Genomic DNA, 24428 nt, shown 5'->3' with positions numbered 1-24428 from the left:
CTACGGTTTGACCGACGCCGTAACATAGTTGCAGCTCAGGTCGCGGTCCGACAGGCTCCAGCGCCATGTCACCGGGTTGAACACCATACCCTTGCGGTCCACCGGCCTCAGCCCGGCCTTCTCGATCAGCGCATACAACTCATCCGGGGTGATGAACTTCGCCCAGTCATGCGTGCCCTTCGGCAGCCAGCGCATCACCCATTCCGCCCCGACGATGGCCATCATGAACGACTTGGGGTTCCGGTTCAGCGTCGAGCAGATCATCAGCCCGCCGGGCTTCAGCAGCTCCTGGCAGGCGGTCAGATAGGCCTGCGGGTCCGCCACATGCTCGACCACCTCCATGTTCAGGACCACGTCGAACCGCTCGCCCGCCGCCGCGAGGGCCTCCGCCGTGGTGTGCCGGTAGTCGATCGTCAACCCCGACTGCCGGGCATGGGCCGCCGCCACCGGAATGTTCCGCTCTGCCGCGTCGGCACCCACCACGTCGGCCCCCAGCCGCGCCATCGGCTCGGACAGAAGCCCCCCGCCGCAGCCGATATCCAGCACCCGCAGCCCCTTGAACGGCAACGCCCCCGCCAGATCGCGCCCGAACTCGGCGGCGATCTGCGCGGTGATATAGTCCAGCCGGCAGGGGTTCATCAGATGCAGCGGCTTGAACTTGCCGTTCGGGTCCCACCACTCGGCGGCCATCGCCTCGAACTTGGCCACTTCGCCCGGATCGACCGTATCCACCGCCATCGCCGCCTCCTAATGCCCCTTCGACTCCGGGCTGTCCCGTGGCTATATAGGGGGAAGATGGATCAAAGATCAGGTCAAAAGCGCGCAGTCGAATACCTCTACCCGCCGATCGAGCCCTTCGATCAGCGGGTGATCGACATGGGTGACGGCCACCGGGTCTATGTGGAACAATGCGGCCGCCCCAACGGCGCGCCGGTCTTCGTCTTCCACGGCGGCCCCGGCGGCGGCTGTTCCCCCGCCATGCGCCGCTACTTCGACCCCCGCCACTACCGCGTCGTGCTCTTCGACCAGCGCGGCTGCGGTCGCTCCCGCCCCCATGCCGGCGTCACCGCCAACACCACCTGGCATCTGGTGCAGGATGTCGAGACGATCCGCACCACCCTTGGCATCGACCGCTTCACCGCCTTCGGCGGCAGCTGGGGCGCGACGCTCGCCCTGATCTACGCAATCACCCACCCCGACCGCGTCGCCCACCTCGTCCTGCGCGGCGTCTTCCTGATGACCAAGGCCGAGCTGGACTGGTTCTACGGCGGCGGGGCAGGGGCCTTCTTCCCCGACCTCTGGTCCCGCTTCACCGAGGTCATCCCCCCCGAGGAACGCACCGACCTCATCGCCGCCTACCACCGCCGCCTGTTCTCCGGCAACCTGGTCGAGGAAACCCGCTACGGCCGCATCTGGGCCAACTGGGAAAACGCCCTCGCCTCGATCCAGAACGAGGGTGCCCTGGGCGAAAGCCCCTCCGACTACGCCCGCGCCTTCGCGCGCCTGGAAAACCACTACTTCCAGAACGCCGGGTTCCTGGAAAGCGATGGCTGGATCCTGCGTGAACGCAAACGCATCGAGCACCTCCCCGCCACCATCATCCAGGGCCGCTACGACATGATCTGCCCCCCGCAAGCCGCCTGGTCGCTGGCCGACGGCTGGGCAAACTGCGATCTGAAGATGATTCCGCTCGCCGGACATGCCCTGTCCGAACCGGGGATCAGCGAGGCACTCGTGCGGGTGATGGACACCCTCCGCACGTAGGTGGGTGCCAACCCACCACCCCGCCATCCCGTAGGTCGGGGTTCACCCCGACTCCCCCGTCAAGCCCGCTTCCCCACCACCGCGACGCCCAGCGCTTCCAATACCTTCGCCTCGATATGCCCCGCGTCCAGCCCGGCCACCCGGTACATCGCTTTCGGTGACGCCTGGTCGATGAACACATCCGGCAGCACCAGCGACCTAAACTTCAGCCCCCGGTCGAACACGCCGTCCTCGGCCAGCAACTGCGCGACATGCGACCCGAAGCCGCCCACGGCTCCCTCTTCCACTGTCACCAGCGCCTCATGCCCCCGCGCCAGCCGCAAGACCAGCTCCCGGTCCAGGGGCTTGGCGAACCGCGCATCGGCAACCGTGACCGACACGCCCCGCGAAGCCAAAGCCTCCGCCGCCTTCAAACTCTCGCCCAGCCGCGTGCCGAACGACAGGATCGCCACCCGCGACCCTTCACGCAAAACCCGGCCCCGCCCGATCTCCAGCGGCACCCCGCGCGCAGGCATCTCCACCCCCACGCCTTCCCCGCGAGGATAGCGGAACGCAATCGGCCCCGCGTCATGCGCCGCAGCCGTCGCCACCATATGCACCAGCTCCGCCTCGTCCGCCGCCGCCATCACCACCATCCCCGGCAGGTTCGCCAGGAAGCCGATGTCGAAGGCCCCCGCATGGGTCGCTCCATCAGCCCCCACCAGCCCCGCCCGGTCGATGGCAAACCGCACCGGCAGCCGCTGGATCGCTACATCGTGCACGACCTGATCGTACCCGCGCTGCAAGAATGTCGAGTAAATCGCGCAGAACGGCTTCAGCCCCCCCGCCGCCAGCCCCGCGGAGAACGTCACCGCGTGCTGTTCCGCGATCCCCACGTCGAAACACCGCTTCGGGAACCGCCCCGCGAACAGGTCCAGCCCCGTCCCGTCCGGCATCGCCGCCGTCACCGCGACGATCTTCTCGTCCCGCTCGGCCTCCGCAATCAGGCTCTGCGCAAACACCTTGGTATAGGAGGGCGCATTCGACGCCGCCTTCACCTGCACCCCGGTCAGCACATCGAACTTGCCCGTCGCGTGGCCCTTGTCCCGCGCCGCTTCCGCCGGGGCATAGCCCTTGCCCTTCTGGGTCAGCACATGGATCAAGACCGGCCCCCGCGCCCGCGCCTTCACCGTCCGCAGCACCGGCAAAAGCTGGTCCAGGTCATGCCCGTCGATGGGCCCGACGTACTCGAACCCCAGCGACTCGAACAAGGTCCCGCCCACCGCCATGCCCTTCAGCATGTCCTTGGCCCGCTTCGCCCCCTCCTGGAAGGGCGAGGGCAACAGGCTGACAAACCCCTTCGCCACCTGCTTCAAGTCCTGCATCGGAGGCGCGGAATAAAGCCCGCTCAGGTAGGATGACAGCGCCCCGACCGGCGGGGCAATCGACATCTCGTTGTCGTTCAGCACGACGAACAGCCGCTGCCCCAGATGGCCCGCGTTGTTCATCGCCTCGAAGGCCATGCCTGCCGACATCGCCCCGTCGCCGATCACCGCAATCGCGTCGCCCGGATCGCCCCCCAGCTCGCCCGCCACCGCAAAGCCCAGCGCCGCCGAAATCGAGGTTGAGCTATGCGCCGCCCCGAACGGGTCATAGGGCGACTCGCTGCGCTTGGTGAAACCAGACAGCCCCCCCTCCATCCGCAGCGTCCGGATCCGGTCGCGCCGCCCGGTCAAAATCTTGTGCGGATAGCACTGGTGGCCGACATCCCAGATCAGCTTGTCGCGCGGCGTGTCGAAGACGGCATGCAAGGCGACGGTCAACTCGACCACGCCCAGCCCCGCGCCCAGATGCCCGCCCGTCACCGACACCGCCGAGATCGTCTCGGCCCGCAACTCGTCGGCCAACTGGTGCAGTTCCCGGTCGGACAAGGCCTTCAGGTCCGAGGGCACGGTCACGCGGTCAAGCAAGGGGGTAGCGGGTCGGTCGGTCATCATGCCTGCCTTCGGGTCCTCACGTGTCCCGCGCGATAACGAAGCGCGCCGCCGCAATCAAGTTGGAGGCACCCTTTCCATACCCGGAAAGCGCCGCCTCGGCCTCTGCCACCAAGGCCGCCGCCCGCGCCCTGGCTCCCTCCAGCCCCAGCAGCGAGACGAAGGTGGCCTTGCCCGCCCCGGCATCCTTGCCCACACGCTTGCCGGTCCGGGACTCGTCGCCCGTCACATCCAGGATGTCGTCGGCGATCTGGAAGGCAAGGCCCAGCGCGGCAGCAAATCGCCGCAACGGCGTCCGGTCCGCCCCGGCAATCACCGCCCCCGCCTCCGCCGCAAAGCCGATCAGCGCGCCGGTCTTGCCCGCCTGCAGCGCGGTGATCTCCTCCAGTGTCAACGGTCGCCCCGCCGTCTCCGCCGCGATGTCCAGCGCCTGCCCCAGCACCATCCCGTCGATGCCCGAGGCGCGGGCCAGACCCGAAACCAGCCCGATCCGCACCTCCGCCGAGCCCAAAGCCGGATCGGTCAGCAACTCGAACGCCAGCGTCTGCAAGGCATCCCCAGCCAGCACCGCCGTCGCCTCATCCCATTTCCGATGCACCGTCGGCTGCCCCCGCCGCAGGTCGTCGTCGTCCATGCAGGGCAGGTCGTCATGAACCAGCGAATAGGCGTGCAAAGCCTCGACCGCCGCCGCCGCACTCACCGCCTGCGCTTCGGAAACCCCCAGCATCCGGGCCCCTTCCAGCACCAGGAACCCGCGCAGCCGCTTGCCCCCGCGCAGGGCATAGCGCATCGCCTGCGTCACCGGCTGGTCGGCCCGCCCCTCCAAAGCGGCCAGCAACCGGGCCTCGCACAGCCCCGCATCCGCCGCCAGCCGCTCAGAAAAGCTCACATCCCCTCCGCCGGAGCCGTCCCCACCGCGCGCCCCTCCTGCGCCCGGATCAGTTCCACTTTTTCCTCGGCATCCTTCAGCTTGTCGGCACAGTGCTTCTTCAGCAGGGCCCCGCGCTCATACAGGGCAATCGACTGCTCCAGCGGCACCTCGCCCCGTTCCAGCGCGCCCACCACCTGCTCCAAAGCGGCCATCGCCTCCTCGAAGCTCATCGTCTCCACCGCTTTCTCGCTCATCGGCCCCGCTCCTCCAGCACTGAAACATGCGCCGCGACCGAGGCCGCCAGCGCCTCCAGATCATAACCCCCCTCAAGCGTCGAGACCACCCGCCCCCCGGCAAAATCGCAAAGCCTGTCGGTCAGCCAGCGAAAATCCTCCGCCTGCCATTCCAGCCCCGCCAGCGGATCATCCGCATGCGCATCGAACCCGGCTGAAATGAGCAGCAACTCAGGTTCCCACTCCGTCAAAGCCGGAAACACCGAGCCTTCGTACACCTCCCGCATCGCCCGGCCACCCGATCCGCCCCGTAGCGGCAGGTTCACGATCTGCCCCTGCGCCCCCCGCTCCTCCACCCGCCCGGTCCCCGGATACAGCGGCATCTGGTGGCTGGAGACATACAGACACCGCCCCTCGTCCCACAGCAAATCCTGCGTGCCGTTGCCGTGATGCACGTCGAAATCCACGATGGCGACGCGCTGCAACCCATGATGATCCAGCGCCCGCTTCGCCCCGATGGCGACCGTCCCGAACAGGCAGAACCCCATCGCGGTTTCCCGCTCCGCATGATGCCCCGGCGGTCGCCCCGCCACGAAGGCCGTCCTGGCCTCCCCGCTAACCACCGCATCCACCGCCGCGCAAATCCCGCCCACCGCCCGCATCGCTGCTTCATACGACCCCGGCGAGAGAAACGTATCCCCATCCAGCTGCGCCCAGCCCTCGGACGGAACAGCAGACTTCACCCGCGCCAGATATCCCGCCGGATGGCAGCGCAACACCTCCGCCTCCTCGCCGAAAGGACACTCCCGCCGTTCGACCGGCAGACCGGCCAACCCCCGCTCGACCGCCGCCAAGCGCTCCACCCGCTCGGGATGGCCGGGGGGCGTCACATGCCCGCGAAACGCCTCATGCGTGAAAACCAGCACCTTTGAGCTTCCTCTTGGCGAAAATACTCCGGGGGTCCGGGGGCTGGCCCCCGGCGGCCAGCCAACCTCAATCCGGCTGCAGCATATAGCCCTCGCCCCGCACCGTCTGCAGGTAGCGCGGCGCCTTCGGGTCGTCCTCGATCTTCCGCCGCAGCCGGGTGATCTGCACGTCGACCGCCCGCTCCTGCGCCGCCTCCTCGCCGCCCGCCTCGCTCACCAGCTTCTCCCGGCTGATCGCCACGCCGGGAGCCGCCGCAAACACCCGCATCAGCAGCGCCTCGGTCGCCGTCAGCCGCACCGGAGCCTCGCCGCGCCACATCTCGCCCCGGTCCAGGTCGTACCGCACCGCGCCCAGATGGATCACCTGCCGCACCGGCTCTGCCGCCCGCACTGCAGGCACCCGCCGCAGGATCGCGTTGATCCGCAGCAAAAGCTCCTTCGGCTCGCACGGCTTGACCAGATAGTCATCCGCCCCCGCCTCCAGCCCCTCGATCCGGTTCGCCGCCTCGCCCCGCGCCGTCAAGAGCAGGATCGGCGTCCCCATCCGCTTGCGCAACTCGCGTGTCAGCGTCACCCCGTCCTCGCCCGGCATCATCACGTCCATGACGATCAGGTCGAACTCCAGCCCGCCGAGAATCCGCCGCGCCTGCGCTGCATCGCGCGCGACCGAAACCAGGAACCCGTTCCGAACCAGGAACTTCTGCAACAGCCCCCGGATGCGCTCGTCATCATCCACGATCAATAGGTGAGCATCCGGGACCATCAGCCGCCCTCCTTCAACCGGCTGTACTGACGCCGCATTTCCGGGTCCATCATCGCCTCCAGCACCTGCCGGAACCCGGCAACCGCCGCAGGCCCCGCCGCGCGATAGGCCGCCCGCATCCGCGCCCGCTGCGCGTCCGACAATTCCCGCTCCAGCATCTGTCCCTTGTCCGTCAGATGCAGATGCCGCTCCCGCGCATCCACCTTGCCCTTTTCGCTCCGCACAAGGCCATCCTCGATCAGCGTCCGCAACACACGATTCAACGACTGCTTTGTAACACCCAGGATCGACAGCAAATTCGACACCGTCGTCCCCGGACTGCGATGGATGAAATGGATCGCCCGGTGATGCGCGCGCCCATAATCCTTCCCCTCCAGGATCCGGTCCGGGTCGGCCGTGAAGCCGCGATAGGCGAAGAACATCGCCTCGATCCCCTTGCGCAACTGCTCGTCCGTCAGGAACAGCAGGCTTTCCCCGCCCGGTGTCTCGGCCATCCGCGCCTCCCTTGTCGCGATGAATTTACGTCAGCCTTGTTGACTTTCCAAGTACGAACCCGTAACTCTCCCCCGATTTCGCGCAAGAATCTGTCCGATGCGGACTTATCTGGCGCAACTTTCGCAAAGATGGAGGCTGGAATGTCTGGGTATGACGATCGCGACGGGTTCATCTGGATGGATGGCAAGCTGGTGGAATGGCGTTCCGCGAACGTCCACATCCTGACCCATGCCCTGCACTACGCCTCCTCGGTCTTCGAGGGCGAGCGCTGCTACAACGGCAAGATCTTCAAGGGCCACGAACATTCGCTGCGCCTGCTCGAATCCGGCCGCCTGCTCGACATGCCGATCCCCTACACCGCCGAGGAAATCGACGCCGCCAAGGAAGCCGTGCTGAAAGCCAACGGCCTGACCGACGCCTACATCCGCGCCGTGGCCTTCCGGGGCGCGGGCGACGAGATGGGGGTCGCCTCGCTTGGCAACCCGGTCCGCCTGGCCGTGGCCTGCTGGAGCTGGGGCGCCTATTACGGCGACGCCAAGATGAAGGGCGCCAAGCTCGACATCGCCAAGTGGAAGCGGCCCTCGCCGGAAACCATCCCCACCGCCGCCAAGGCCGCCGGACTCTACATGATCTGCACCATGTCCAAGCACGCCGCGATGGCCAAGGGTTGCTCCGACGCCCTCTTCTACGATTTCCGTGGCTATGTGGCCGAGGCGACCGGGGCAAACATCTTCTTCGTCAAGGACGGCGAGGTCCACACCCCGAACCCCGACTGCATCCTGAACGGCATCACCCGTCAGACCGTGATCGGGATGCTGAAAGACATGCAGATCAAGGTCCACGAACGCTACATCAAGCCCGAGGAGCTGGCGGATTTCGAACAATGCTGGCTGACCGGCACCGCCGCCGAAGTCACCCCGGTGGGCCAGATCGGGGATTACACCTTCGAGGTTGGCGACCTGACCAAGCGGGTGGCAACCGAGTACGAAAAGCTGGTCCGGGCTTGAGTCAGCCGGTGGGGGGCTGGCAGGCGCCCCCCGCCGCCCGTTTGCGCAGCCCGCCGCTCAGGCGATTTCGGTCGTGACTTCGATATTGCCCTTGGTCGCGTTCGAATACGGGCAGATGAAATGGCCGCGCTCGGCGATCTTCTCCGCCACCGCCCGGTCAACCCCCGGCATCGTCACCACAAGCTTCACCTTCAGCCCGAAGCCGCCGTCCGACCGCGGCCCGATGCCGACATGGGCGTTCACCGTCGCGCTGTCCGGCACCGTGCCCAGCTTCTCGGACTGCGCCGCAAAGCGCATCGCGCCCAGGTAGCAGGCCGAATAGCCCGTCGCGAACAGCTCTTCCGGGTTGTGCCCCAGGCCGGAACCGCCCAGCTCCTTCGGGCTGGCATGGGTGATCGTCAGCTGGCCGTTCACCAGGCCCGACACGCCGTTGCGTCCGCCACCCGTCGCCTTGGCCTCGGTCCAGTACTTCGCATCCACTGTCATGACACTCTCCTTATCGTAAACGATTAAATCGTGGACGATTTATTTGCCGCAGAATCGGGTCGCCGTCAACCCGCTTGAATTTCCATCGCACACGATATAAACTGCCCGGATGACCCTCACTCCGCCCGACATGCTCTGCTTCGCGCTGCACTCCGCCTCCCATGCGATGCATGCGGCCTATGTTCCGCTATTGCAGCCCCTGGGCCTGACCTATCCGCAGTATCTGGTGCTCTCTTCTTTGAATGCCCGCGACGGACGGACGGTCGGCCAGCTGGGTGCCGAGGTTCGGCTGGATTCGAACACTTTGACGCCGCTTCTCAAGCGGATGGAAACCGCAGGATGGATCCGCCGCAGCCGTGACAGCCGGGACGAGCGTCAGGTCCGCCTGTCGCTCACCGACGCCGGGCGCGATCTCGCGACCCGCGCAGCCGGGGTGCCGCGCGCCTTTGCGGAAAAGACCGGGCTCCAGCAATCCGAACTCGCCGACCTGCGCGATATTCTGGCCGCACTGCGCGACAGGTTGAAGCCCGCAAAAGGTTGACAAATCCCTAACGTCCGCAAGCAAGCCATTGATATCGCTTGCCTGGAAAAACTGTCCACCGTGGACAATCAGGCAGTGCGGCCCCGCTCGATCCGCAGGAACTGGACCAGCCGCGTCGACCCTGACGAACCCCTCGGCCGCTGCCAGGTTTCCCTCGGGGTGCGGGCCAGCCGCAGGAAATGTTTGACGCGCCCCCCGGTCGTCCGGGCGCGATGATCGGCAAGATGGCGGCTCATGCTAGTCTCCCAGGCTGCTCTCTCGTCAGCTTGCACCCGAATCGTCGTTCCGCCAACCCCGTTCCACCCCCACTCCGGCACGATCCCGCCGAGAACGGCTTGCCCTTCCGGTTCCTGCCCGACTAGTCTCGTCGGCAAACACGGGGGGGATCATGCGGCTTCAAGGCAAAACCATCCTGATCACCGGCCTCCGCACCGTCGACGTCCGCTTCCCGACCTCGCAGCATCTGGATGGGTCGGACGCGATGAACCCCGACCCGGACTATTCCGCGGCCTATGTCATCCTTGAAACCGATGGCCCGCTGGAAGGCCACGGCCTGACCTTCACCATCGGCCGCGGCAACGAGATCGCGGTGGCCGCCATCCAGGCGATGCGGCATCTGGTGGTCGGGCTCGACATGGCCTGGGTGGTCGAGGACATGGGCCGCTTCTGGCGGCACGTCACCAGCGACAGCCAATTGCGCTGGATCGGCCCGGACAAGGGCGCGATTCACCTCGCCACCGGCGCCGTGGTCAACGCGGTCTGGGACCTCTGGGCCAAGCTGGAAGGCAAGCCCGTCTGGCAACTGGTGGGTGAGATGACACCCGCCGAGCTGGTCCGCTGCATCGACTTTCGCTACCTGAGCGACTGCATCACCCCCGACTGGGCGCTGCAATTCCTGACCGAAAAGGCCGCGACCAAGGCCGAACGGCTGGCGATCCTGAAGGCCGAAGGCTACCCCTGCTACACCACCTCTGCCGGTTGGCTCGGCTATGACGACGACAAGCTGCGTCGCCTGTGCCGCGAGGCCGTAGACGCCGGATTTCGCCATATCAAGATGAAGGTCGGACGCGATCTACAGGATGATGTGCGCCGCCTGACCATCGCGCGCGATGAAGTCGGCCCCGATGTGAACCTGATGATCGACGCCAACCAGGTCTGGGAGGTGGATCAGGCGATCGACTGGGTCCGGCAACTGGCCTTCGTGAAACCCTGGTTCATCGAGGAACCCACCTCCCCGGACGACGTGGCCGGGCACAAGAAGATCCGTCAGGGCGTCGCCCCGGTCCAGGTCGCGACCGGCGAGATGTGCCAGAACCGGATCCTGTTCAAGCAGTTCATCATGGATGGCGCCATCGACGTGGTGCAGATCGACGCCTGCCGGCTGGGGGGTCTCAACGAAGTTCTCGCCGTCATGCTGATGGCCGCGAAGTATGGCCTCAAGGTCTGCCCCCACGCCGGGGGCGTCGGCCTGTGCGAATATGTCCAGCACATGTCGATGATCGACTACCTTTGCATCGCGGGCACCCGCGAGGGCCGGGTGATCGAATTTGTCGACCACCTGCACGAACATTTCCTCGACCCCTGCGTGATCCGCAATGCCGCCTACATGCCGCCCACGGCCCCCGGCTTTTCCATCCAGATGAAACCGGAAAGCCTTGAAACCTACCGTTTCCGGGGCTGAGAAATGGACCTGCGCCTGAAAGACAAGGTCGTGATCGTCACCGGCGGCGGCTCTGGCATCGGCGCCGCCGTCAGCGAAGTGCTGGCCGAGGAAGGTGCGATCCCGGTGATCCTGGCCCGACGCGCACCGGAACCCGCCTGGCTGGCCGGAGTGAACCGCGCCGATGTGGTGCTCGCCGATCTCGCCGACGACGACCAGTGTCGCCGGGCCGTCACGGAAATCCGCGCAAGGCATGGCCGGATCGACGGGTTGGTGAACAATGCGGGGGCCAATGATTCCATTGGGTTGGAAGCTGGGCCCGATGCCTTCCGCCAAAGCCTCGACCGCAATCTTGTGCACTACTACACGCTGGTTCACCTTCTCGCCGACGATCTTCGCGCCAGCACGGGTTCCATCGTCAATGTCGCCTCGAAGACCGCCCTGACCGGGCAGGGCGCGACGTCGGCCTATGTCGCCGCCAAGGCCGCCCAGCTTGGCCTGACCCGCGAATGGGCCGTTGCGTTCCTGAAGGACGGCGTCCGTGTCAATGCGGTGATCCCGGCCGAGGTGATGACGCCGCTTTACGCCAACTGGCTGAAAACCTTCCCGAATCCCGAGGAGCGGCTGGCCGAAATCACCCGCCACATCCCGCTTGGCCAAAGGATGACGACCCCGCGCGAGATCGCCGATACGGTGGTTTTCCTTTTGTCGTCAAGAAGTTCGCACACCACCGGGCAATGGCTCTTCCCCGATGGCGGCTACACCCATCTTGACCGGGCCATCGCCGGTTAGACCGCCGAGAACCCGTTGTCGACGAACAGTTGCGCACCGTTGACGAATTCGGCGTCATCCGAGGCGAGGTAGAGCGCCGCGCGCGCCACGTCCTCTGGCTTGCCCATCCGCCCCTGCGCCACGGCAATCGCCGCGTCAGACACATCGACCCCCAGCTTCATCAGCCCCTCGACCTCGCGATTGCCATGCGGGGTCTGGATGAAACCGGGGCAGACGGCGTTGCAGCGGATGCCCTGGTCGCGGAATTCCACCGCAATCGCCCGGGCGAACATGTGGACTGCGCCCTTCGTGGCGTCATACAGCACCTCGTTCGGCGTGGCATAGACCGCCGAAATCGACGAAGTGCAGACGATTGACCCGCCGCCATGCGCCAGCATCTGCGGCAAGACCGCCCGCGTCATCAGGTACATCGACTTGACGTTGACGTCGAACAGGAAGTCCCAGTCCGCCTCCTCGGTCTCCAGGAACGGCTTGATGACGATGGTGCCCGCGTGGTTGAAGAGCACGTTCACCGGCCCCAGCGCGGCGTTCACCGCCGCAACCGCCGCCTCCACCTCGGCTTTCGCGGCGACATTGGCCTTCGCGAACACCGCCTTGTGCCCCTTGGCCTTCAGCTCGGCCACCAGCGCCTCCCCGGCCTCGACGTTGCGGTCGATCACGCCCACCGCCGCGCCTTCCGCCGCGAACAGCCGGGCCGAGGCCGCACCCATCCCCGTGGCCCCACCCGAAATGATCGCGGTCTTGCCTTTCAGCCTGTCCATGCTTTCCCCCTCAGCCGTTCCAAAGCCCAGCGCGCCGCATCGGCAACCGCCGGATCAGCATCCTCCACCAACCCGACCGCCACGGCGCCAAGCTGCGGCAGGCCCGAGTTCCCGATAGCATAAAGCACATTCCGCACGAACCTGTCGCGCCCGATCCGCTTGACCGGCGACCCGGAGAATCTTTCACGGAACCCCGCATCGTCCGGCATCGCCAGCTCCGCCAGCTCCGGCAAGCTGTGCTTGGGGCGATAGCCGATCTCGCGCGCCGCCACCGCGAACTTGTTCCAGGGGCAAACCGCCAGGCAATCGTCGCAGCCGTATATACGATTGCCCATTCGCGCCCGCAGCTCCGTATCTACGGGCCCCTTGTGCTCGATGGTCAGGTAGGAAATGCAGCGCCGCGCATCCAGTTGATAAGGCGCCGGAAAAGCCTGCGTCGGGCAGATGTCCAGACAGGCCCTGCAGCTCCCGCAATGGCTGACCTCCGGCGCATCCGGCAGGAATTCCAGCGTGGTGAAGATCGCCCCCAAGAACACCCAGCTGCCCAGATCGCGCGCCAGCAGGTTGGTGTGCTTGCCCTGCCACCCCAGCCCCGCCGCCTGCGCCAGCGGCTTCTCCATCACCGGCGCGGTATCGACGAAGACCTTGATCTCCGCCCCGGTCCGATCCACCAACCAGCGCCCCAGCCGCTTCAGCCGCCGCTTGACGATGTCATGGTAATCCTTGCCCTGCGCATAGACCGAGATCACCCCCCGGTCCCGCACCGCCAGCCCCGCCATCGGGTCGCACTCCGGCGTATAGGCCTCGGCCAGCATGATCACCGACCGCGCCTCGGGCCAAAGCGCCGCCGCCGACCCGCGCCAGGCCTCCCTCTCGGCCATCCAGCCCATCTGCCCGTGCCGCCCCGCCTCAAGATAGGCCCGGAGCCGCCCCGCCGCCTCGGGCACCGCATCGGGCCGACAGAGTCCCACCTTCACGAACCCCTCCTCCAGGGCCCGCGCCACCAGATGCTCTTTCGTCAGCCCTTTCATCTTTGCCCAAGTATCCCGGGTGCGTTCACGGTTGCGCCATCGGTTCGAGAAACCGTGGACGCGGGGGGCAGCGCCCCCGTGGGTCGGGTCTAGAAATCCAGATCGGCATAATGTGGCGCCGGCGGAAAGCCCGAGACCTGATCCGCCAGCAGGGGCCGGAACGAGGGCCGCGACTTGATCTTCGCATACCAGTCCTTCAGCACTGCATGCCGGTTCCAGTCCACGTCGCTGATATAGTCCAGGCAGCTCAGATGCGCCGCCGCGGTGAAATCGGCCAGCGTCATCGCATCCCCCGCCAGCCAGCGCCGCTGGTCCAGAAGCCAGGCCATATAGTCGAGGTGATACTTGATCCGGGTCGAGCCCAGCTTGACGTTCTTCGAATCCGGGTAGCCCTGGCCGGTGACCTTCTTGTTCACCCGCTCGTACAAGAGCTTCGACGTCACCTCGTTGTGGAACTTGTCGTCGAACCAGGCACAAAGCCTGCGCACCTCATAGCGCCCGTCCGCCCCCTTCGGCATCAGCGGCGGCTCGGGCGTGGTGTCCTCGATGAACTCGCAGATCGCCTGGCTTTCGCTCATCACCCGGTTGCCCATCTTCAGGATCGGCACCTTCCCCGCCGGATTGCGGCGCAGGAAATCGGGTGAGGGGTCCCAGTAGCGTTCCTCGACCAGCTCCACCTCGATCTTCTTCTCCGCCAGCGTCAGCCGCACCTTGCGGCAGAACGGCGAAAGGGGGACGTGGTACAGGCGGTTCGAGGGGCGGTTCATCGGGCGGCGGCCTCCGGTCTTCCCCCTCATTGCAGCGATGGGGGCGGGAATTCAATCCCCGGCCGGCGTCAGTCCTCAAAACAGGCGGAACGCCCGTCCGCCGCAATGGTCTCCGCGCCTGCAATGATCTGCCGGGTCCGGCTTTTCACGAAGCTGGACGGTTTCGACGCGCTGCGGTTCTTCGGATCGGGCAGGACGGCCGCCAGCCGCGCCGCCTGCAACGCCGTCAGATCCTTCGCATCCACGTCGAAATAGTGCTGCGCCGCCGCCTGGATGCCGAACACGCCATCGTCGAACTCGGCCACGTTCAGATAGACCTCGAGGATCCGCTGCTTCGACCAGAACAGCTCCACCACCGGGGTCAGCATCGCCTCCATCGCCTTGCGCACCCAGCTGCGCCCTTGCCAGAGGAACACGTTCTTCACGACCTGCTGGCTGATGGTGCTGGCGCCGCGGTTGCTGCCCGCCTCGATCGCCTCGCGGATCGCGGTCATGTCGAAGCCCCAGTGGTTGCAGAAGTTCGCGTCTTCCGCCGCCACCGCCGACCGCCCCGCCACCGGCGCGATCTCCTCCCAGGACACCCAATCCTTGTCGATCCCGCCCAGCCGCCAGGCCTCGCTCATCTGGTAAAGGTTGATCGGTGGCGGCACGATGCTGAACACCAGCACGAGGACCAGATAGAAACCCGCAACGGCGCCAAGCCCCCGGCCAAGCCAGCGCAGGGCGCGCCGAAACCGCGACCGGGGCAGCGGCGCCGGTGCCTCCGCCTTCGCCTTGCGCTTGCGCGGGGCGGGGCCGGGCTTTTCGGCTGGTTTCTCGGCTGTCTTCCCGGTCATCCTGCTACATCAAGGCTGCATGGCGAGGGCCGTCAAGCCCGTCCACGCTCAGATCAGGTCATCGGCCGGATGCTGGCGCAGGAACGCCTCGGGAATCTGCGCCTGCATGTCGTAAAGCGCCTCCTCCGTCGCAGCGTCCAGCCGCGTCTTCAGGATCTTCGGCTCGCCCTTCAAGGATCGGACGCGGTCCAGCACGGCCTTGCCACCCAGAAGCCGCACGCGCAGTCCGACCACGGCGAAGCCTGCCTCCAGCGACTGACTGGCGGAATGCACGAACGTCCGGTCCAGACCCGCCTCGACAAATTGCGCGGCCAGGCCCTTGCTGCCCGGCACCGGTTTCCGCCGGTCAAGGAACAGCATGCCGATCATCGTTCCCCAGCGTCCACCGCCCAGGGGCAGGCCGGTCGCCAGGTCGGTCGACTGGTTCACCGAGACCCGGCCAGTCGGATCGCGCGTGACCACGACAATATCTTCCGGTTCGGTTCCGGCCTCCTGCTGCAGCACGGCCAGCGCCTCACCGGCGACGAATGCGGCGCTCTGGCTGCGGTAGACGAGAAGGATCAGGTCGGACACGTCACGAGGCTCCGTCGCGGGGTGGGTCTGGCGGGCAATCTAGGCGGGACTGCATTTTGCCAACAAGCGGAATCGCCGATTCCGGCGCGGCCCCGGTCTTGCGGCGGCAAGGGTCGGCGGCAAATCGCTTTGCACTGGCGGGGTTCAGGGCCTATCACCGGGCGGGTCGAAACAGTGCCGGGGCGGCAGGGATGATCACGCGAGGCTTCACCAAGGGCGATGCCGCGTCCGAGGCGGTCTATTCCGATTGCGAGCGGTATCGCTATCTCCTGACCCGGACCTGGGGCGCGGGTCCGAGGGCGCTGTTCGTGATGCTCAACCCCTCGACCGCGACCGAGGTGCAGAATGACCCCACCGTCGAACGTTGCGAGCGGCGGGCGCGGGCCCTGGGTTATGGCGCGTTCCGCGTCACCAATATCTTCGCCTTCCGGGCGACCGATCCCCGGGTGATGCGGGCCGCCGCCGATCCGGTCGGTCCCGGCAATGACGACGCCATCCTGGGCAGCCTGTCCTGGGCCGACAGCGTGCTGTGTGCCTGGGGCAACCACGGCGCGCATCTCGACCGCGGCGCGCAGGTGACCGCCCTTCTGCGGCAGAGCGCTGCCCCCCTGTTCCATCTTGGCCTGACCGGACAGGGCCAGCCCAAGCACCCGCTTTACATTGGCTATGACCAGCAGCCGCAACCCTGGTAACCGTCAGGCCGCGACCAGGCGGACGTCGCCCGCGCTGACCGGGGCGCCGTTGACCACGGCGATCTTCGCCCCGTCGATGTAGATCGACTGGCCGGTCCCGCCCTCGTTCGGTTCGACGGTCAGGACAGGGTGGGGATGAATGCTCTCGTCATAGACGATGACCAGCCGATCCGCCGACGGATCATAATCGGTGATATGGGTGACCGAGGCCTCGTTCAGCCAGTCCTGCAGGACGAACGCGTCATTGCCCCCGCCACCCGTCGCATAGTCGCCCGCGCCGAGGAGAAGATGGTCATTGCCGTCACCACCGTTGACGAAATCCGCTTCCTGCCCGCCCTCATCCTCGACACCGCTGATCGTGTCGTCGCCGCGACCGCCATCCAGCACATCCTTTCCGCCGCCGCCGACCAGGTGATCGTTGCCATCGCCCCCGGACAGCCAGTCGTCATCCTCGCCGCCGTCCAGGCGATCCTCGCCCTGGCCGCCCAGAAGCGTATCGGCCCCGGCACCGCCGGACAGGCTGTCATCGCCGTCACAACCCGCCAGGGAATCGCGGCCATCGCCGCCCTCGATCACATCGTTGCCAAGGTCGCCGAGAACGCTGTCGTTCCCCTCGCCGGCCAGGATGCTGTCGTCGCCCGCACCCGCCCAGATCGCATCGTTCCCGGCGCCCCCGTCGATGCTGTCATCGCCGTCCCGCGCGTCGACAAGGTCGTCGCCGTCGCCGCCGTAGATCGCATCGCCGCCGCCGTGGCCGTCCAGGATATCCGCATCGACGCTTCCGGCGACCGTTTCCGCCGGATCGACCGGATCGTCGAGGTCATCCGATGTCGGAACCGTCGGATCCCCGGTCAGGTCGTCCAGCAGGTCGCCGCCGGACTGTGACGCATCCTCATCCGGCGCCTCATCCTCGGGCTCGTCAGCCCCGTCGCCATGCCCCGAAATCAGGGCATCGGCGGCAAGACCCGCCATCATCACGCCGAACAGGCCAAGAATGGCAAGCAAACCTGCAACTCCCTTTCACCGATCGAAATCGTTAACCATCTGGTAACGCAGAGGAACCTCAACAGAACGTATCATGAATCCCCCAGCCACCCTAGCTGCGGCGCGCCATCTGGCCGGAGAATCTGGACTCAGGGTTAACAACCCGTTTCCCCAACGAATCCGCTTCCCATCCCCCCCGAATCCGCCTATACGCCCGCATCCGCTTTCGGGCGGAGCCTCCAAGGGCCCTGCTGGACGACATCCCGGCTTGCGCCATGACCCTTCAACCAAAGGAGACCCCGATGTCGATCACCGTCGAAGCCAAGGCGAAGCTCATCAAGGAATACGGGACCAAGGAAGGCGACACCGGCTCGCCCGAAGTCCAGGTTGCGATCCTGTCGTCGCGCATCGCCACCCTGACCGAGCACTTCAAGGGCCACAAGAACGACAACCACTCGCGTCGTGGCCTTCTCATGCTCGTCGCCCAGCGCCGCAAGCTGCTGGACTACCTGAAAAAGACGGACGAAGCGCGGTATTCCACGCTGATCACCCGCCTCGGCCTGCGCCGCTAAGCCCGGCCACAGCCTGACCGAACGCCCGTGCCCGCAAGGCGCGGGCGTTTTGCGTTGCACCACGACCACGCCTATATAGACCCAAACTGGAGGGCATCATGGCTGACGACAAGTTCCCCGGCTGGCACGGCACCACCATCCTCGCGGTCCGTCGCGGCGGCGAGGTCGTGGTCGCGGGCGACGGCCAGGTTTCCCTCGGCCAGACCGTGATCAAGGGCACCGCCCGCAAGGTCCGCCGCCTCTCGCCCGGTGGCCATGACGTCGTCTGCGGCTTCGCAGGATCGACCGCCGACGCCTTCACCCTTCTCGAGCGGTTGGAGAAGAAGCTGGAATCCGCCCCCGGCCAGCTGGCCCGCGCCTGCGTCGACCTGGCGAAGGACTGGCGCATGGACAAATACCTGCGCAACCTCGAAGCCATGCTGATCGTCACCGACGGCACCGCGCTTTACGTGATCACCGGCGCAGGCGATGTACTGGAACCCGAACATGACGTGGCCGCCATCGGTTCGGGCGGCAACTTCGCCCTCGCCGCCGCCCGCGGGCTGATGCAGACCGACCTGAACGCCGAGGACATCGCGCGGAAGGCAATGGCCATCGCCGCCGACATCTGCGTCTACACCAACGGCAACCTGACGGTGGAGCGGATCAAGGCTCAGGCCTGACCCATTTCCTTCTTCACCTGCATATAGGCCATCAGCACCGCGTTCATCCGCGTCTGGTATCCCGGCCCCTGCGCCTTGAAGAAGTCCAGCACCTCGGGGTCCACCCGCAGAGAGATCAGCTTCTTCCGCGATTGTTCAGGCGCCACCGCCTCGGTCCAGTCCCCGGTTGACAGAGCCTCGACCGGCAGTTCCTTGACCCGTTCGGTGGGGTTCAGCACCAGCGGACTGGCCAGCGCACGCTTCTCCGCGATGCTCAACCGCTTCGGAACATCGTCAACCATGTACTTTTCCCTCTCAAGCGCCCAGCATTCTTGCTGTGGTGTTATCGTTGTATTTCAGCATCTTACGGAAAATTCCTATATATACATCCTGTATATATCGAACCTTTTTCCGTATATACTGCCCGTGGCGCGGAATTTACCCGACTTGGTTTGCCCCGACAAACCCCCTATCTCTGCAAAGACAGTTTCCCGCCGAGGCCCGTCCCGCATGACTCCCGAAGACCTTCGCGCCGCCGTCGCCGCCGGCATCCTGTCCGAGGCGCAGGCCGCCTCGCTCCTCGCGCTGGCCAACGACCGCTCCGGCCAACGCGCCACCCTTCCGTCCGAGGATGAGCCGTTCGAGTTCTTCCGTGGTTTCTCCGAGATATTCATCTCGATCGGCCTCATCATCCTCTTGACCGGCGTCACCGGCCTGCTCGCCGCGTTCGGTGGCTTCGCTCTGCTCACCCTCGTCCCCCTCGCCACTGCAGGCATCGCCTGGTGGTGGGCGGGCTATTTCACCCTCAAGCGCCGAATGACCCTGCCTTCGATGGTGCTCGCCACCGCCTTCGGCATCGGCATCGTGATCTTCGCCTTCACGCTTCTCGCCCAGGCCGGGGTCGAGGAGCGGATGATCGCCATCGCGGGCTTCGCCCTTTCCGCGCTGGCGATGGTCGCCTGGTATCGCCGCTTCCGCCTGCCCTTCGCGGCTTTCCTGACCGGCGGCTTCACCCTCGGCGCGATCTACGCCTTCACCGCCTCCGCCGCGAACCTCGCCGGGCTCTTCACCGGCCTCCACGGCTATCGCTCGCTCTTCGACCTCGGCGAAAGCCCCGCCTTCGCCACCGCCACTCTCCTGTTCGGCATCGGCGCATTCCTCACCGGCATGTGGTTCGACACCCGCGACCCGCATCGCCTGGGCCGCCATTCCGCCACCGCCTTCTGGTGCCACCTCCTCGCCGCCCCCGCGCTGGTCAACACCGTCGCCGTGACCCTGCTGAACGGCGGCGGCATCCTCTTCCTCGCCGTCGCGCTGGTGCTGATCACAATCCTTGCCCTGGTGATCGACCGCCGCAGCTTCCTCACCGCCGCCATCGCGTACATTGCGCTCGTCATCGCCTGGGCGATGGGCGCGGGCGGCGGGACCAGCTGGATCTTCGTCCTCCTCACCCTTGGCGCCTTCATCACCGCCATCGGCACCTGGTGGGTGCAGCTTCGCGCGAAGGTCATGCAGATGCTTCCCGATTTCCCCGGCAAGTCCCGCCTGCCGCCCTATGGATCCACCGAATGACCAACCTGACCCCCCGCGAGATCGTCTCGGAACTTGACCGTTTCATCATCGGCCAGAAGGAAGCCAAGCGCGCCGTCGCTGTGGCCTTGCGCAACCGCTGGCGCCGCAAGCGGCTGGACGACGACCTGCGCGACGAGGTCTATCCGAAGAACATCCTGATGATCGGCCCCACCGGCGTCGGCAAGACCGAGATCAGCCGCCGCCTCGCCAAGCTCGCGAAAGCTCCCTTCCTCAAGGTGGAAGCCACCAAATTCACCGAAGTCGGCTATGTCGGTCGCGACGTGGATTCCATCGTGCGCGATCTTGTCGATGTCGCGATGAACGACACCCGCGCCCAGATGCGGGAAGAGGTGAAATCCCGCGCCCACCGCGCCGCCGAGGACCGGGTGGTCGAGGCGCTGGCCGGCAAGGACGCCCGCGAGCAGACCCGCGAGATGTTCCGGGGCAAGCTGAAACGCGGCGAGCTGGACGACACGATGATCGAGATCGAGGTCACGGATGCCGCCCCCGCCATGCCGCTCGGCTTCGGAATGCCAGGAATGGAGACCCAGATGCAGGGGCTTCAGGACCTGTTCAAAGCCTTCGGCGGGCGGGCCAGCCGCAAGCGGATGACCGTCGCGCAAAGCTATGAAGTGCTGATCGGGCAGGAAGCCGACAAGCTCCTCGACGACGAAGCCGTCCGCACTGCGGCCCTGGAGGCCGTGCAGGAAAACGGCATCGTCTTCCTCGACGAGATCGACAAGATCTGCGCCCGTTCCGACGCGCGCGGCGCCGATGTCTCCCGCGAAGGCGTCCAACGCGACCTGCTGCCGCTGATCGAGGGCACAACCGTCTCCACCAAGCACGGCCCGGTGAAGACCGACCATATCCTCTTCATCGCCTCCGGCGCCTTCCATATTGCCAAGCCTTCGGACTTGCTGCCCGAACTGCAAGGCCGCCTCCCCATCCGCGTCGAACTCGCGCCGCTGACCGAGGAAGACTTCGTCAGCATCCTCACCGACACCGACAACGCGCTGACCCGGCAATACACCGCCCTGATGGCGACCGAGGAAGTGACCGTCACCTTCACCCCCGACGGCATCGCCGCCCTGGCCCGCATTGCAGCAGAGGTGAACCGCAGCGTGGAAAACATCGGCGCCCGCCGCCTCTACACCGTGATGGAACGCGTCTTCGAGGAACTCAGCTTCCACGCCCCCGACCGCTCGGGCCAGAAGGTCACCGTCGACGCCGCATTCGTCGAAACCAACCTCGGCGCCCTGGCCCGCTCGGCGGACATCTCCCGCTACGTCCTGTAGGTCGGGGTTCACCCCGACTCCCCGCTTACCCAAACGCGGCTCCCGGCACCGCGACATCCTTTCATCCTTGCCGGAAATATCCCCGTCGGCGGCAGCTATCGCCTGTCTCGGCACCACGCTTTCATACTGGCGCAAATATCCCCGCCGGAGGCATCCAACGCGGAAACCGCGCCTACCGGCGGAGAAGAAGCGCACCATCACCGCCAGGCACCTCCCCTCCCCCTCCGTAGGGAGGGGCCGGGGGTGGGGGCCCGCCAAACCAGATTCCTAATGCCCGGTAAACGCCCACAAATAACTCATTGAAAACAAATGGCTCGAAAATCTGTCCACCGTGGACACCCCCTTTCCCGGCCCCCCGCAACCCGATACTCTCCCGCCACCGAAGGGGGACCGATGACCGAAGACACCGTCACGCCGATGATGGCGCAGTATCTGGCGATCAAGGCCCAGAACCCCGGCGCCCTTCTGTTCTACCGGATGGGCGACTTCTACGAGATGTTCTTCGATGATGCCGTTGCCGCCGCCGCCGCCCTCGACATCGCCCTGACCAAGCGAGGGCAACACCAGGGCGAGCCCATCGCCATGTGCGGCGTCCCGGTCCATGCCGCCGAAGGCTACCTCCTCACCCTGATCCGCAAGGGCTTCCGCGTCGCCATCGCCGAGCAGCTGGAAGACCCAACCGAAGCCAAGAAACGCGGCTCCAAATCCGTCGTCAAACGCGACGTCGTCCGCCTCGTCACCCCCGGCACGCTGACCGAGGATTCCCTCCTCGAAGCCCGCCGCCACAATTTCCTTGCCGCCTACTCCGAGGTCCGCGACCAGGCCGCGCTTGCCTGGGCCGACATCTCCACCGGCGAGTTCCGGGTGATGCCCTCCTCCCTCACCCGTCTCTCCCCCGACCTCGCCCGCATCGCCCCGCGCGAGCTTCTCCTCTCCGAAGCCCGCGAACGGGAAATCACCGCCGCCCTTGATCCTGGCGTCGCGATCACCCCCCTCTCCCGCGGCAGCTTCGATTCCACCAATGCCGAGCGCCGCCTCTGCGACCTCTTCCACGTCGCCTCCCTCGACGCCTTCGGCACCTTCGACCGCGCCGAAGTCTCGGCGATGGGCGCGCTGGTCGACTACCTCCACCTCACCCAGCGCGGCCGGATGCCGCTCCTCCGCCCGCCGGTAAGGGAATCTTCGGGCGGCACGATGCAGATCGACGCCGCAACCCGCCGGAACCTCGAACTCACCCAGTCCCTGTCCGGGGGTCGCGACGGCTCCCTCCTCGCCGCCATCGACCGCACCACCACCGCCGGCGGCGCGCGCCTCCTTGAACGCCGCCTCTCCTCGCCCTCGCTCGACCTCCACACCATCCACGCTCGCCAGGCCGCGCTCGACCATCTCCTCGAAACCCCCTCGCTCCGTGACCGCCTGCGCGAAGCCCTGGCCCATGTCCCCGACATCGACCGCGCCCTGTCCCGCCTGGCCCTCGACCGCGACGGCCCCCGCGACATGACCGCCATCCGCGCCGGGCTGGAGCAGGCCGGCCAGATCGCCACCCTCCTGACCGACGCCCCGCCCCTGCTGGCCGAAGCCGCACAAGCCCTCACCGGCCACACCGACCTCGTCACCCTCCTGACCGAAGCCCTTGTCGCCGAACCCCCGCTTCTCGCCCGCGACGGCGGCTATATCGCGCCCGGCTATGACCCCGAACTCGACGACACCCGCGCCCTGCGCGACGAAGGCCGCAGCATCATCGCCCGGATGCAGGCGGAGTATATACAGCAGACCGGTATCCCCAGCCTGAAGATCAAGCACAACAACGTGCTGGGCTATTTCATCGAGACCACCTCGACCCATGAAGACCGGATGCGGGCCATGCCGCAGACCTTCATCCACCGCCAGACCACCGCCGGGCAGGTGCGCTTCACCACGCTACCCCTCTCCGACCTGGAAACCCGGATTCTCAACTCCGCCAACCACGCGCTCGAAATCGAAAAGCGTCACTATTCCGGCCTGAAAGCCCGAATTCTCGACGTCTCCGCCCCCATCGCCCTTGCCGCCCGCGCACTGGCCGAGATCGACCTTGCCGCAGCCTTCGCTGACCTTTCCGCCGAAGAAAACTGGTGCGCCCCGCTGGTCGATGACAGTCACGCCTTCCAGATCAGCGGTGGGCGGCACCCCGTTGTCGAACGCGCGCTCCGCCGTGACGGGCATCCCTTCGTCGCGAACGACTGCGCGCTGACTGACGGCGGCACCCCCGCGATCTGGCTTCTGACCGGCCCGAACATGGCGGGGAAATCCACCTTCCTGCGCCAGAACGCGCTGATCGCCCTTCTCGCCCAGACAGGCAGCCATGTCCCCGCCACCAGCGCCCGCATCGGCCTTGTCTCCCAGCTTTTCAGCCGGGTCGGGGCCTCGGACGACCTCGCCCGGGGCCGGTCGACCTTCATGGTCGAGATGGTGGAAACCGCCGCCATCCTGAACCAGGCCGATGACCGCGCCCTGGTGATCCTGGACGAGATCGGGCGGGGCACCGCGACCTATGACGGCCTGTCGATCGCCTGGGCCACGCTGGAACATCTGCACGAGATCAACCGCTCCCGCGCCCTCTTCGCCACGCATTACCACGAGATGACGGCTCTTGCGGGGAAACTGCCGGGGGTGAAGAACGCCACTGTTACGGTGAAAGAATGGGAAGGCGAGGTGATCTTCCTGCACGAAGTCCGCGAAGGCGCGGCGGATCGCAGCTACGGCGTGCAGGTCGCCCGGCTGGCGGGGCTTCCGGCCAGCGTGATCGAACGGGCCAAGGTGGTGCTGGATGCGCTGGAACAGGGCGACCGTGACGGCGGCAAGCAGGCCACGCTGATCGACGACCTGCCGCTGTTTCGTGCTGCGCCTCCGCCACCCCCGCCGCAGAAGCTGAAGGCGTCAGCGGTGGAGGAGCGGTTGAAACAGGTCCACCCCGACGAGTTGACGCCGATGGAAGCCCTGCGATTGATCTATGAAATCAAGGGGTTAATGTAGGGTGGGTGAAACCCACCATTCGTCCCGATAGCCGCGAAGGAAGGTGGGTTGGCACCCACCCTTGTCTCTTTGATCTGTGGGAAGATGAAGGAGGCAGACGAGACCCCGACCCACCCTTGGGCGTTTGAGCCCGTCGCGTAGCTTGGGGCTCGTCTGCCGACCATTGTCAAACCTGAACAGT

Annotated in this window: 27 protein-coding genes; 11 read left to right on the top strand and 16 right to left on the bottom strand. The window is 66.4% G+C overall.

What is annotated here, in order from left to right; translation table 11 throughout:
• Window positions 1-738, bottom strand: coding sequence for a bifunctional 2-polyprenyl-6-hydroxyphenol methylase/3-demethylubiquinol 3-O-methyltransferase UbiG (gene ubiG, locus ACE3P6_RS12115; RefSeq protein WP_374395315.1), 738 nt, complete (start codon window positions 736-738; stop codon window positions 1-3).
• A gap of 57 nt (window positions 739-795) precedes the next feature.
• Between ubiG and pip the strand changes: the two genes are divergently transcribed.
• Window positions 796-1764, top strand: coding sequence for a prolyl aminopeptidase (gene pip, locus ACE3P6_RS12110; RefSeq protein WP_374395312.1), 969 nt, complete (start codon window positions 796-798; stop codon window positions 1762-1764).
• A gap of 59 nt (window positions 1765-1823) precedes the next feature.
• Here pip and dxs read toward each other — a convergent pair whose 3' ends face one another.
• The 6 genes from dxs to ACE3P6_RS12080 form a co-directional block, all read right to left on the bottom strand.
• Entirely contained in the window at window positions 1824-3737 is a 1914-nt protein-coding gene (gene dxs / locus ACE3P6_RS12105; protein ID WP_374395308.1) for a 1-deoxy-D-xylulose-5-phosphate synthase, read from the bottom strand.
• Window positions 3738-3756: 19 nt separating this feature from the next.
• Window positions 3757-4626: a polyprenyl synthetase family protein gene (locus tag ACE3P6_RS12100; protein ID WP_374395306.1), complete on the bottom strand. Its 870-nt coding sequence runs from the start codon at window positions 4624-4626 to the stop codon at window positions 3757-3759.
• Window positions 4623-4862 carry an exodeoxyribonuclease VII small subunit gene (locus ACE3P6_RS12095; protein WP_374395303.1) on the bottom strand — a complete coding sequence of 80 codons (240 nt, stop codon included), beginning with the start codon at window positions 4860-4862 and terminating at the stop codon, window positions 4623-4625. The genes ACE3P6_RS12100 and ACE3P6_RS12095 overlap by 4 nt, the downstream gene beginning before the upstream one ends.
• Window positions 4859-5767 (bottom strand): histone deacetylase family protein, encoded by a 909-nt coding sequence (locus tag ACE3P6_RS12090; RefSeq protein WP_374395300.1) that lies wholly within the window; start codon window positions 5765-5767, stop codon window positions 4859-4861. The genes ACE3P6_RS12095 and ACE3P6_RS12090 overlap by 4 nt, the downstream gene beginning before the upstream one ends.
• A gap of 67 nt (window positions 5768-5834) precedes the next feature.
• Complete coding sequence (locus tag ACE3P6_RS12085) at window positions 5835-6533, bottom strand: response regulator (RefSeq protein ID WP_374395390.1); 699 nt, start codon at window positions 6531-6533, stop codon at window positions 5835-5837.
• Complete coding sequence (locus ACE3P6_RS12080; protein WP_374370869.1) at window positions 6530-7024, bottom strand: MarR family winged helix-turn-helix transcriptional regulator; 495 nt, start codon at window positions 7022-7024, stop codon at window positions 6530-6532. Before ACE3P6_RS12080 ends, ACE3P6_RS12085 begins: the two co-directional genes overlap by 4 nt.
• A gap of 141 nt (window positions 7025-7165) precedes the next feature.
• Here ACE3P6_RS12080 and ACE3P6_RS12075 point away from each other — a divergent pair, with 141 nt between their 5' ends.
• On the top strand, window positions 7166-8032 hold the full coding sequence (locus ACE3P6_RS12075; RefSeq protein ID WP_374395298.1) for a branched-chain amino acid aminotransferase: 867 nt from the start codon (window positions 7166-7168) through the stop codon (window positions 8030-8032).
• 57 nt (window positions 8033-8089) lie between these two features.
• On the opposite strand, the gene ACE3P6_RS12070 is transcribed toward ACE3P6_RS12075, so the two are convergent.
• On the bottom strand, window positions 8090-8518 hold the full coding sequence (locus ACE3P6_RS12070) for an organic hydroperoxide resistance protein (RefSeq protein WP_374395296.1): 429 nt from the start codon (window positions 8516-8518) through the stop codon (window positions 8090-8092).
• 130 nt (window positions 8519-8648) lie between these two features.
• Here ACE3P6_RS12070 and ACE3P6_RS12065 point away from each other — a divergent pair, with 130 nt between their 5' ends.
• Window positions 8649-9059 carry a MarR family winged helix-turn-helix transcriptional regulator gene (locus ACE3P6_RS12065; protein ID WP_374395294.1) on the top strand — a complete coding sequence of 137 codons (411 nt, stop codon included), beginning with the start codon at window positions 8649-8651 and terminating at the stop codon, window positions 9057-9059.
• A 68-nt stretch (window positions 9060-9127) separates the two neighbouring features.
• Here the strand turns inward: ACE3P6_RS12065 and ACE3P6_RS12060 are convergent, their stop codons facing one another.
• A complete protein-coding gene (locus tag ACE3P6_RS12060) occupies window positions 9128-9295 on the bottom strand; it encodes a hypothetical protein (RefSeq protein WP_374370862.1) in 168 nt (55 codons plus the stop codon).
• Window positions 9296-9447: 152 nt separating this feature from the next.
• On the opposite strand from ACE3P6_RS12060, the gene ACE3P6_RS12055 reads away from it, so the two are divergent.
• Both ACE3P6_RS12055 and ACE3P6_RS12050 read left to right on the top strand, forming a co-directional pair.
• Window positions 9448-10740 (top strand): L-fuconate dehydratase, encoded by a 1293-nt coding sequence (locus ACE3P6_RS12055; RefSeq protein WP_374395292.1) that lies wholly within the window; start codon window positions 9448-9450, stop codon window positions 10738-10740.
• A 3-nt stretch (window positions 10741-10743) separates the two neighbouring features.
• A complete protein-coding gene (locus tag ACE3P6_RS12050; protein WP_374395289.1) occupies window positions 10744-11511 on the top strand; it encodes an SDR family oxidoreductase in 768 nt (255 codons plus the stop codon).
• Here the strand turns inward: ACE3P6_RS12050 and ACE3P6_RS12045 are convergent.
• From ACE3P6_RS12045 to ACE3P6_RS12025, 5 genes are all read right to left on the bottom strand, one after another.
• Window positions 11508-12272, bottom strand: coding sequence for an SDR family NAD(P)-dependent oxidoreductase (locus ACE3P6_RS12045; protein ID WP_374395286.1), 765 nt, complete (start codon window positions 12270-12272; stop codon window positions 11508-11510). The two genes, ACE3P6_RS12050 and ACE3P6_RS12045, sit on opposite strands and share 4 nt — an antisense overlap.
• Complete coding sequence (gene queG, locus ACE3P6_RS12040) at window positions 12260-13303, bottom strand: tRNA epoxyqueuosine(34) reductase QueG (RefSeq protein WP_374395283.1); 1044 nt, start codon at window positions 13301-13303, stop codon at window positions 12260-12262. The genes ACE3P6_RS12045 and queG overlap by 13 nt, the downstream gene beginning before the upstream one ends.
• An 89-nt stretch (window positions 13304-13392) precedes the next feature.
• Window positions 13393-14070: a glutathione S-transferase family protein gene (locus ACE3P6_RS12035; protein ID WP_374395388.1), complete on the bottom strand. Its 678-nt coding sequence runs from the start codon at window positions 14068-14070 to the stop codon at window positions 13393-13395.
• A gap of 68 nt (window positions 14071-14138) precedes the next feature.
• On the bottom strand, window positions 14139-14906 hold the full coding sequence (mtgA, locus tag ACE3P6_RS12030) for a monofunctional biosynthetic peptidoglycan transglycosylase (RefSeq protein ID WP_374395280.1): 768 nt from the start codon (window positions 14904-14906) through the stop codon (window positions 14139-14141).
• Window positions 14907-14954: 48 nt separating this feature from the next.
• The gene (locus ACE3P6_RS12025; RefSeq protein WP_374395278.1) at window positions 14955-15479 is read right to left on the bottom strand and encodes a DUF1269 domain-containing protein; all 525 of its coding nucleotides are present in this window, start codon (window positions 15477-15479) and stop codon (window positions 14955-14957) included.
• 191 nt (window positions 15480-15670) lie between these two features.
• On the opposite strand from ACE3P6_RS12025, the gene ACE3P6_RS12020 reads away from it, so the two are divergent.
• On the top strand, window positions 15671-16171 hold the full coding sequence (locus ACE3P6_RS12020) for a DUF1643 domain-containing protein (RefSeq protein WP_374395276.1): 501 nt from the start codon (window positions 15671-15673) through the stop codon (window positions 16169-16171).
• Window positions 16172-16174: 3 nt separating this feature from the next.
• On the opposite strand, the gene ACE3P6_RS12015 is transcribed toward ACE3P6_RS12020, so the two are convergent.
• Window positions 16175-17176 carry a calcium-binding protein gene (locus tag ACE3P6_RS12015; protein WP_374395273.1) on the bottom strand — a complete coding sequence of 334 codons (1002 nt, stop codon included), beginning with the start codon at window positions 17174-17176 and terminating at the stop codon, window positions 16175-16177.
• A 281-nt stretch (window positions 17177-17457) separates the two neighbouring features.
• On the opposite strand from ACE3P6_RS12015, the gene rpsO reads away from it, so the two are divergent.
• Window positions 17458-17727 (top strand): 30S ribosomal protein S15, encoded by a 270-nt coding sequence (rpsO, locus tag ACE3P6_RS12010; RefSeq protein ID WP_374395270.1) that lies wholly within the window; start codon window positions 17458-17460, stop codon window positions 17725-17727.
• A 98-nt stretch (window positions 17728-17825) separates the two neighbouring features.
• Entirely contained in the window at window positions 17826-18389 is a 564-nt protein-coding gene (gene hslV, locus ACE3P6_RS12005; RefSeq protein WP_374395267.1) for an ATP-dependent protease subunit HslV, read from the top strand.
• Here hslV and ACE3P6_RS12000 read toward each other — a convergent pair.
• Window positions 18380-18670, bottom strand: coding sequence for a BrnA antitoxin family protein (locus ACE3P6_RS12000; RefSeq protein ID WP_374395264.1), 291 nt, complete (start codon window positions 18668-18670; stop codon window positions 18380-18382). The genes hslV and ACE3P6_RS12000 overlap by 10 nt on opposite strands.
• Window positions 18671-18878: 208 nt before the next feature.
• Between ACE3P6_RS12000 and ACE3P6_RS11995 the strand changes: the two genes are divergently transcribed.
• The 3 genes from ACE3P6_RS11995 (at window position 18879) to mutS (ending at window position 24247) form a co-directional block, all read left to right on the top strand.
• Entirely contained in the window at window positions 18879-19940 is a 1062-nt protein-coding gene (locus ACE3P6_RS11995) for a hypothetical protein (protein ID WP_374395262.1), read from the top strand.
• A complete protein-coding gene (hslU, locus tag ACE3P6_RS11990; RefSeq protein WP_374395259.1) occupies window positions 19937-21235 on the top strand; it encodes an ATP-dependent protease ATPase subunit HslU in 1299 nt (432 codons plus the stop codon). The genes ACE3P6_RS11995 and hslU overlap by 4 nt, the downstream gene beginning before the upstream one ends.
• Window positions 21236-21628: 393 nt before the next feature.
• Entirely contained in the window at window positions 21629-24247 is a 2619-nt protein-coding gene (gene mutS, locus ACE3P6_RS11985; protein ID WP_374395256.1) for a DNA mismatch repair protein MutS, read from the top strand.
• Window positions 24248-24428: the final 181 nt, after the last annotated feature.

The organism is Tabrizicola sp. (assembly GCF_041911175.1).
GTDB lineage: Bacteria > Pseudomonadota > Alphaproteobacteria > Rhodobacterales > Rhodobacteraceae > Tabrizicola.
The sequence above is the reverse complement of the archived record's forward strand: the minus strand, read 5'-3'. Positions and strand labels throughout refer to the sequence as shown.

Bases quoted from the DNA above. Each gene is read 5' to 3' on its own strand.
- ubiG (WP_374395315.1), bottom strand. From the start codon at position 738: ATGGCGGTGGATACGGTCGATCCGGGCGAAGTGGCCAAGTTCGAGGCG.
- pip (WP_374395312.1), top strand. From the start codon at position 796: ATGGATCAAAGATCAGGTCAAAAGCGCGCAGTCGAATACCTCTACCCG.
- dxs (WP_374395308.1), bottom strand. From the start codon at position 3,737: ATGACCGACCGACCCGCTACCCCCTTGCTTGACCGCGTGACCGTGCCC.
- ACE3P6_RS12095 (WP_374395303.1), bottom strand. From the start codon at position 4,862: ATGAGCGAGAAAGCGGTGGAGACGATGAGCTTCGAGGAGGCGATGGCC.
- ACE3P6_RS12080 (WP_374370869.1), bottom strand. From the start codon at position 7,024: ATGGCCGAGACACCGGGCGGGGAAAGCCTGCTGTTCCTGACGGACGAG.
- ACE3P6_RS12075 (WP_374395298.1), top strand. From the start codon at position 7,166: ATGTCTGGGTATGACGATCGCGACGGGTTCATCTGGATGGATGGCAAG.
- ACE3P6_RS12070 (WP_374395296.1), bottom strand. From the start codon at position 8,518: ATGACAGTGGATGCGAAGTACTGGACCGAGGCCAAGGCGACGGGTGGC.
- ACE3P6_RS12065 (WP_374395294.1), top strand. From the start codon at position 8,649: ATGCTCTGCTTCGCGCTGCACTCCGCCTCCCATGCGATGCATGCGGCC.
- ACE3P6_RS12060 (WP_374370862.1), bottom strand. From the start codon at position 9,295: ATGAGCCGCCATCTTGCCGATCATCGCGCCCGGACGACCGGGGGGCGC.
- ACE3P6_RS12055 (WP_374395292.1), top strand. From the start codon at position 9,448: ATGCGGCTTCAAGGCAAAACCATCCTGATCACCGGCCTCCGCACCGTC.
- ACE3P6_RS12050 (WP_374395289.1), top strand. From the start codon at position 10,744: ATGGACCTGCGCCTGAAAGACAAGGTCGTGATCGTCACCGGCGGCGGC.
- ACE3P6_RS12045 (WP_374395286.1), bottom strand. From the start codon at position 12,272: ATGGACAGGCTGAAAGGCAAGACCGCGATCATTTCGGGTGGGGCCACG.
- queG (WP_374395283.1), bottom strand. From the start codon at position 13,303: ATGAAAGGGCTGACGAAAGAGCATCTGGTGGCGCGGGCCCTGGAGGAG.
- ACE3P6_RS12035 (WP_374395388.1), bottom strand. From the start codon at position 14,070: ATGAACCGCCCCTCGAACCGCCTGTACCACGTCCCCCTTTCGCCGTTC.
- mtgA (WP_374395280.1), bottom strand. From the start codon at position 14,906: ATGACCGGGAAGACAGCCGAGAAACCAGCCGAAAAGCCCGGCCCCGCC.
- ACE3P6_RS12020 (WP_374395276.1), top strand. From the start codon at position 15,671: ATGATCACGCGAGGCTTCACCAAGGGCGATGCCGCGTCCGAGGCGGTC.
- rpsO (WP_374395270.1), top strand. From the start codon at position 17,458: ATGTCGATCACCGTCGAAGCCAAGGCGAAGCTCATCAAGGAATACGGG.
- hslV (WP_374395267.1), top strand. From the start codon at position 17,826: ATGGCTGACGACAAGTTCCCCGGCTGGCACGGCACCACCATCCTCGCG.
- ACE3P6_RS12000 (WP_374395264.1), bottom strand. From the start codon at position 18,670: ATGGTTGACGATGTTCCGAAGCGGTTGAGCATCGCGGAGAAGCGTGCG.
- ACE3P6_RS11995 (WP_374395262.1), top strand. From the start codon at position 18,879: ATGACTCCCGAAGACCTTCGCGCCGCCGTCGCCGCCGGCATCCTGTCC.
- hslU (WP_374395259.1), top strand. From the start codon at position 19,937: ATGACCAACCTGACCCCCCGCGAGATCGTCTCGGAACTTGACCGTTTC.
- mutS (WP_374395256.1), top strand. From the start codon at position 21,629: ATGACCGAAGACACCGTCACGCCGATGATGGCGCAGTATCTGGCGATC.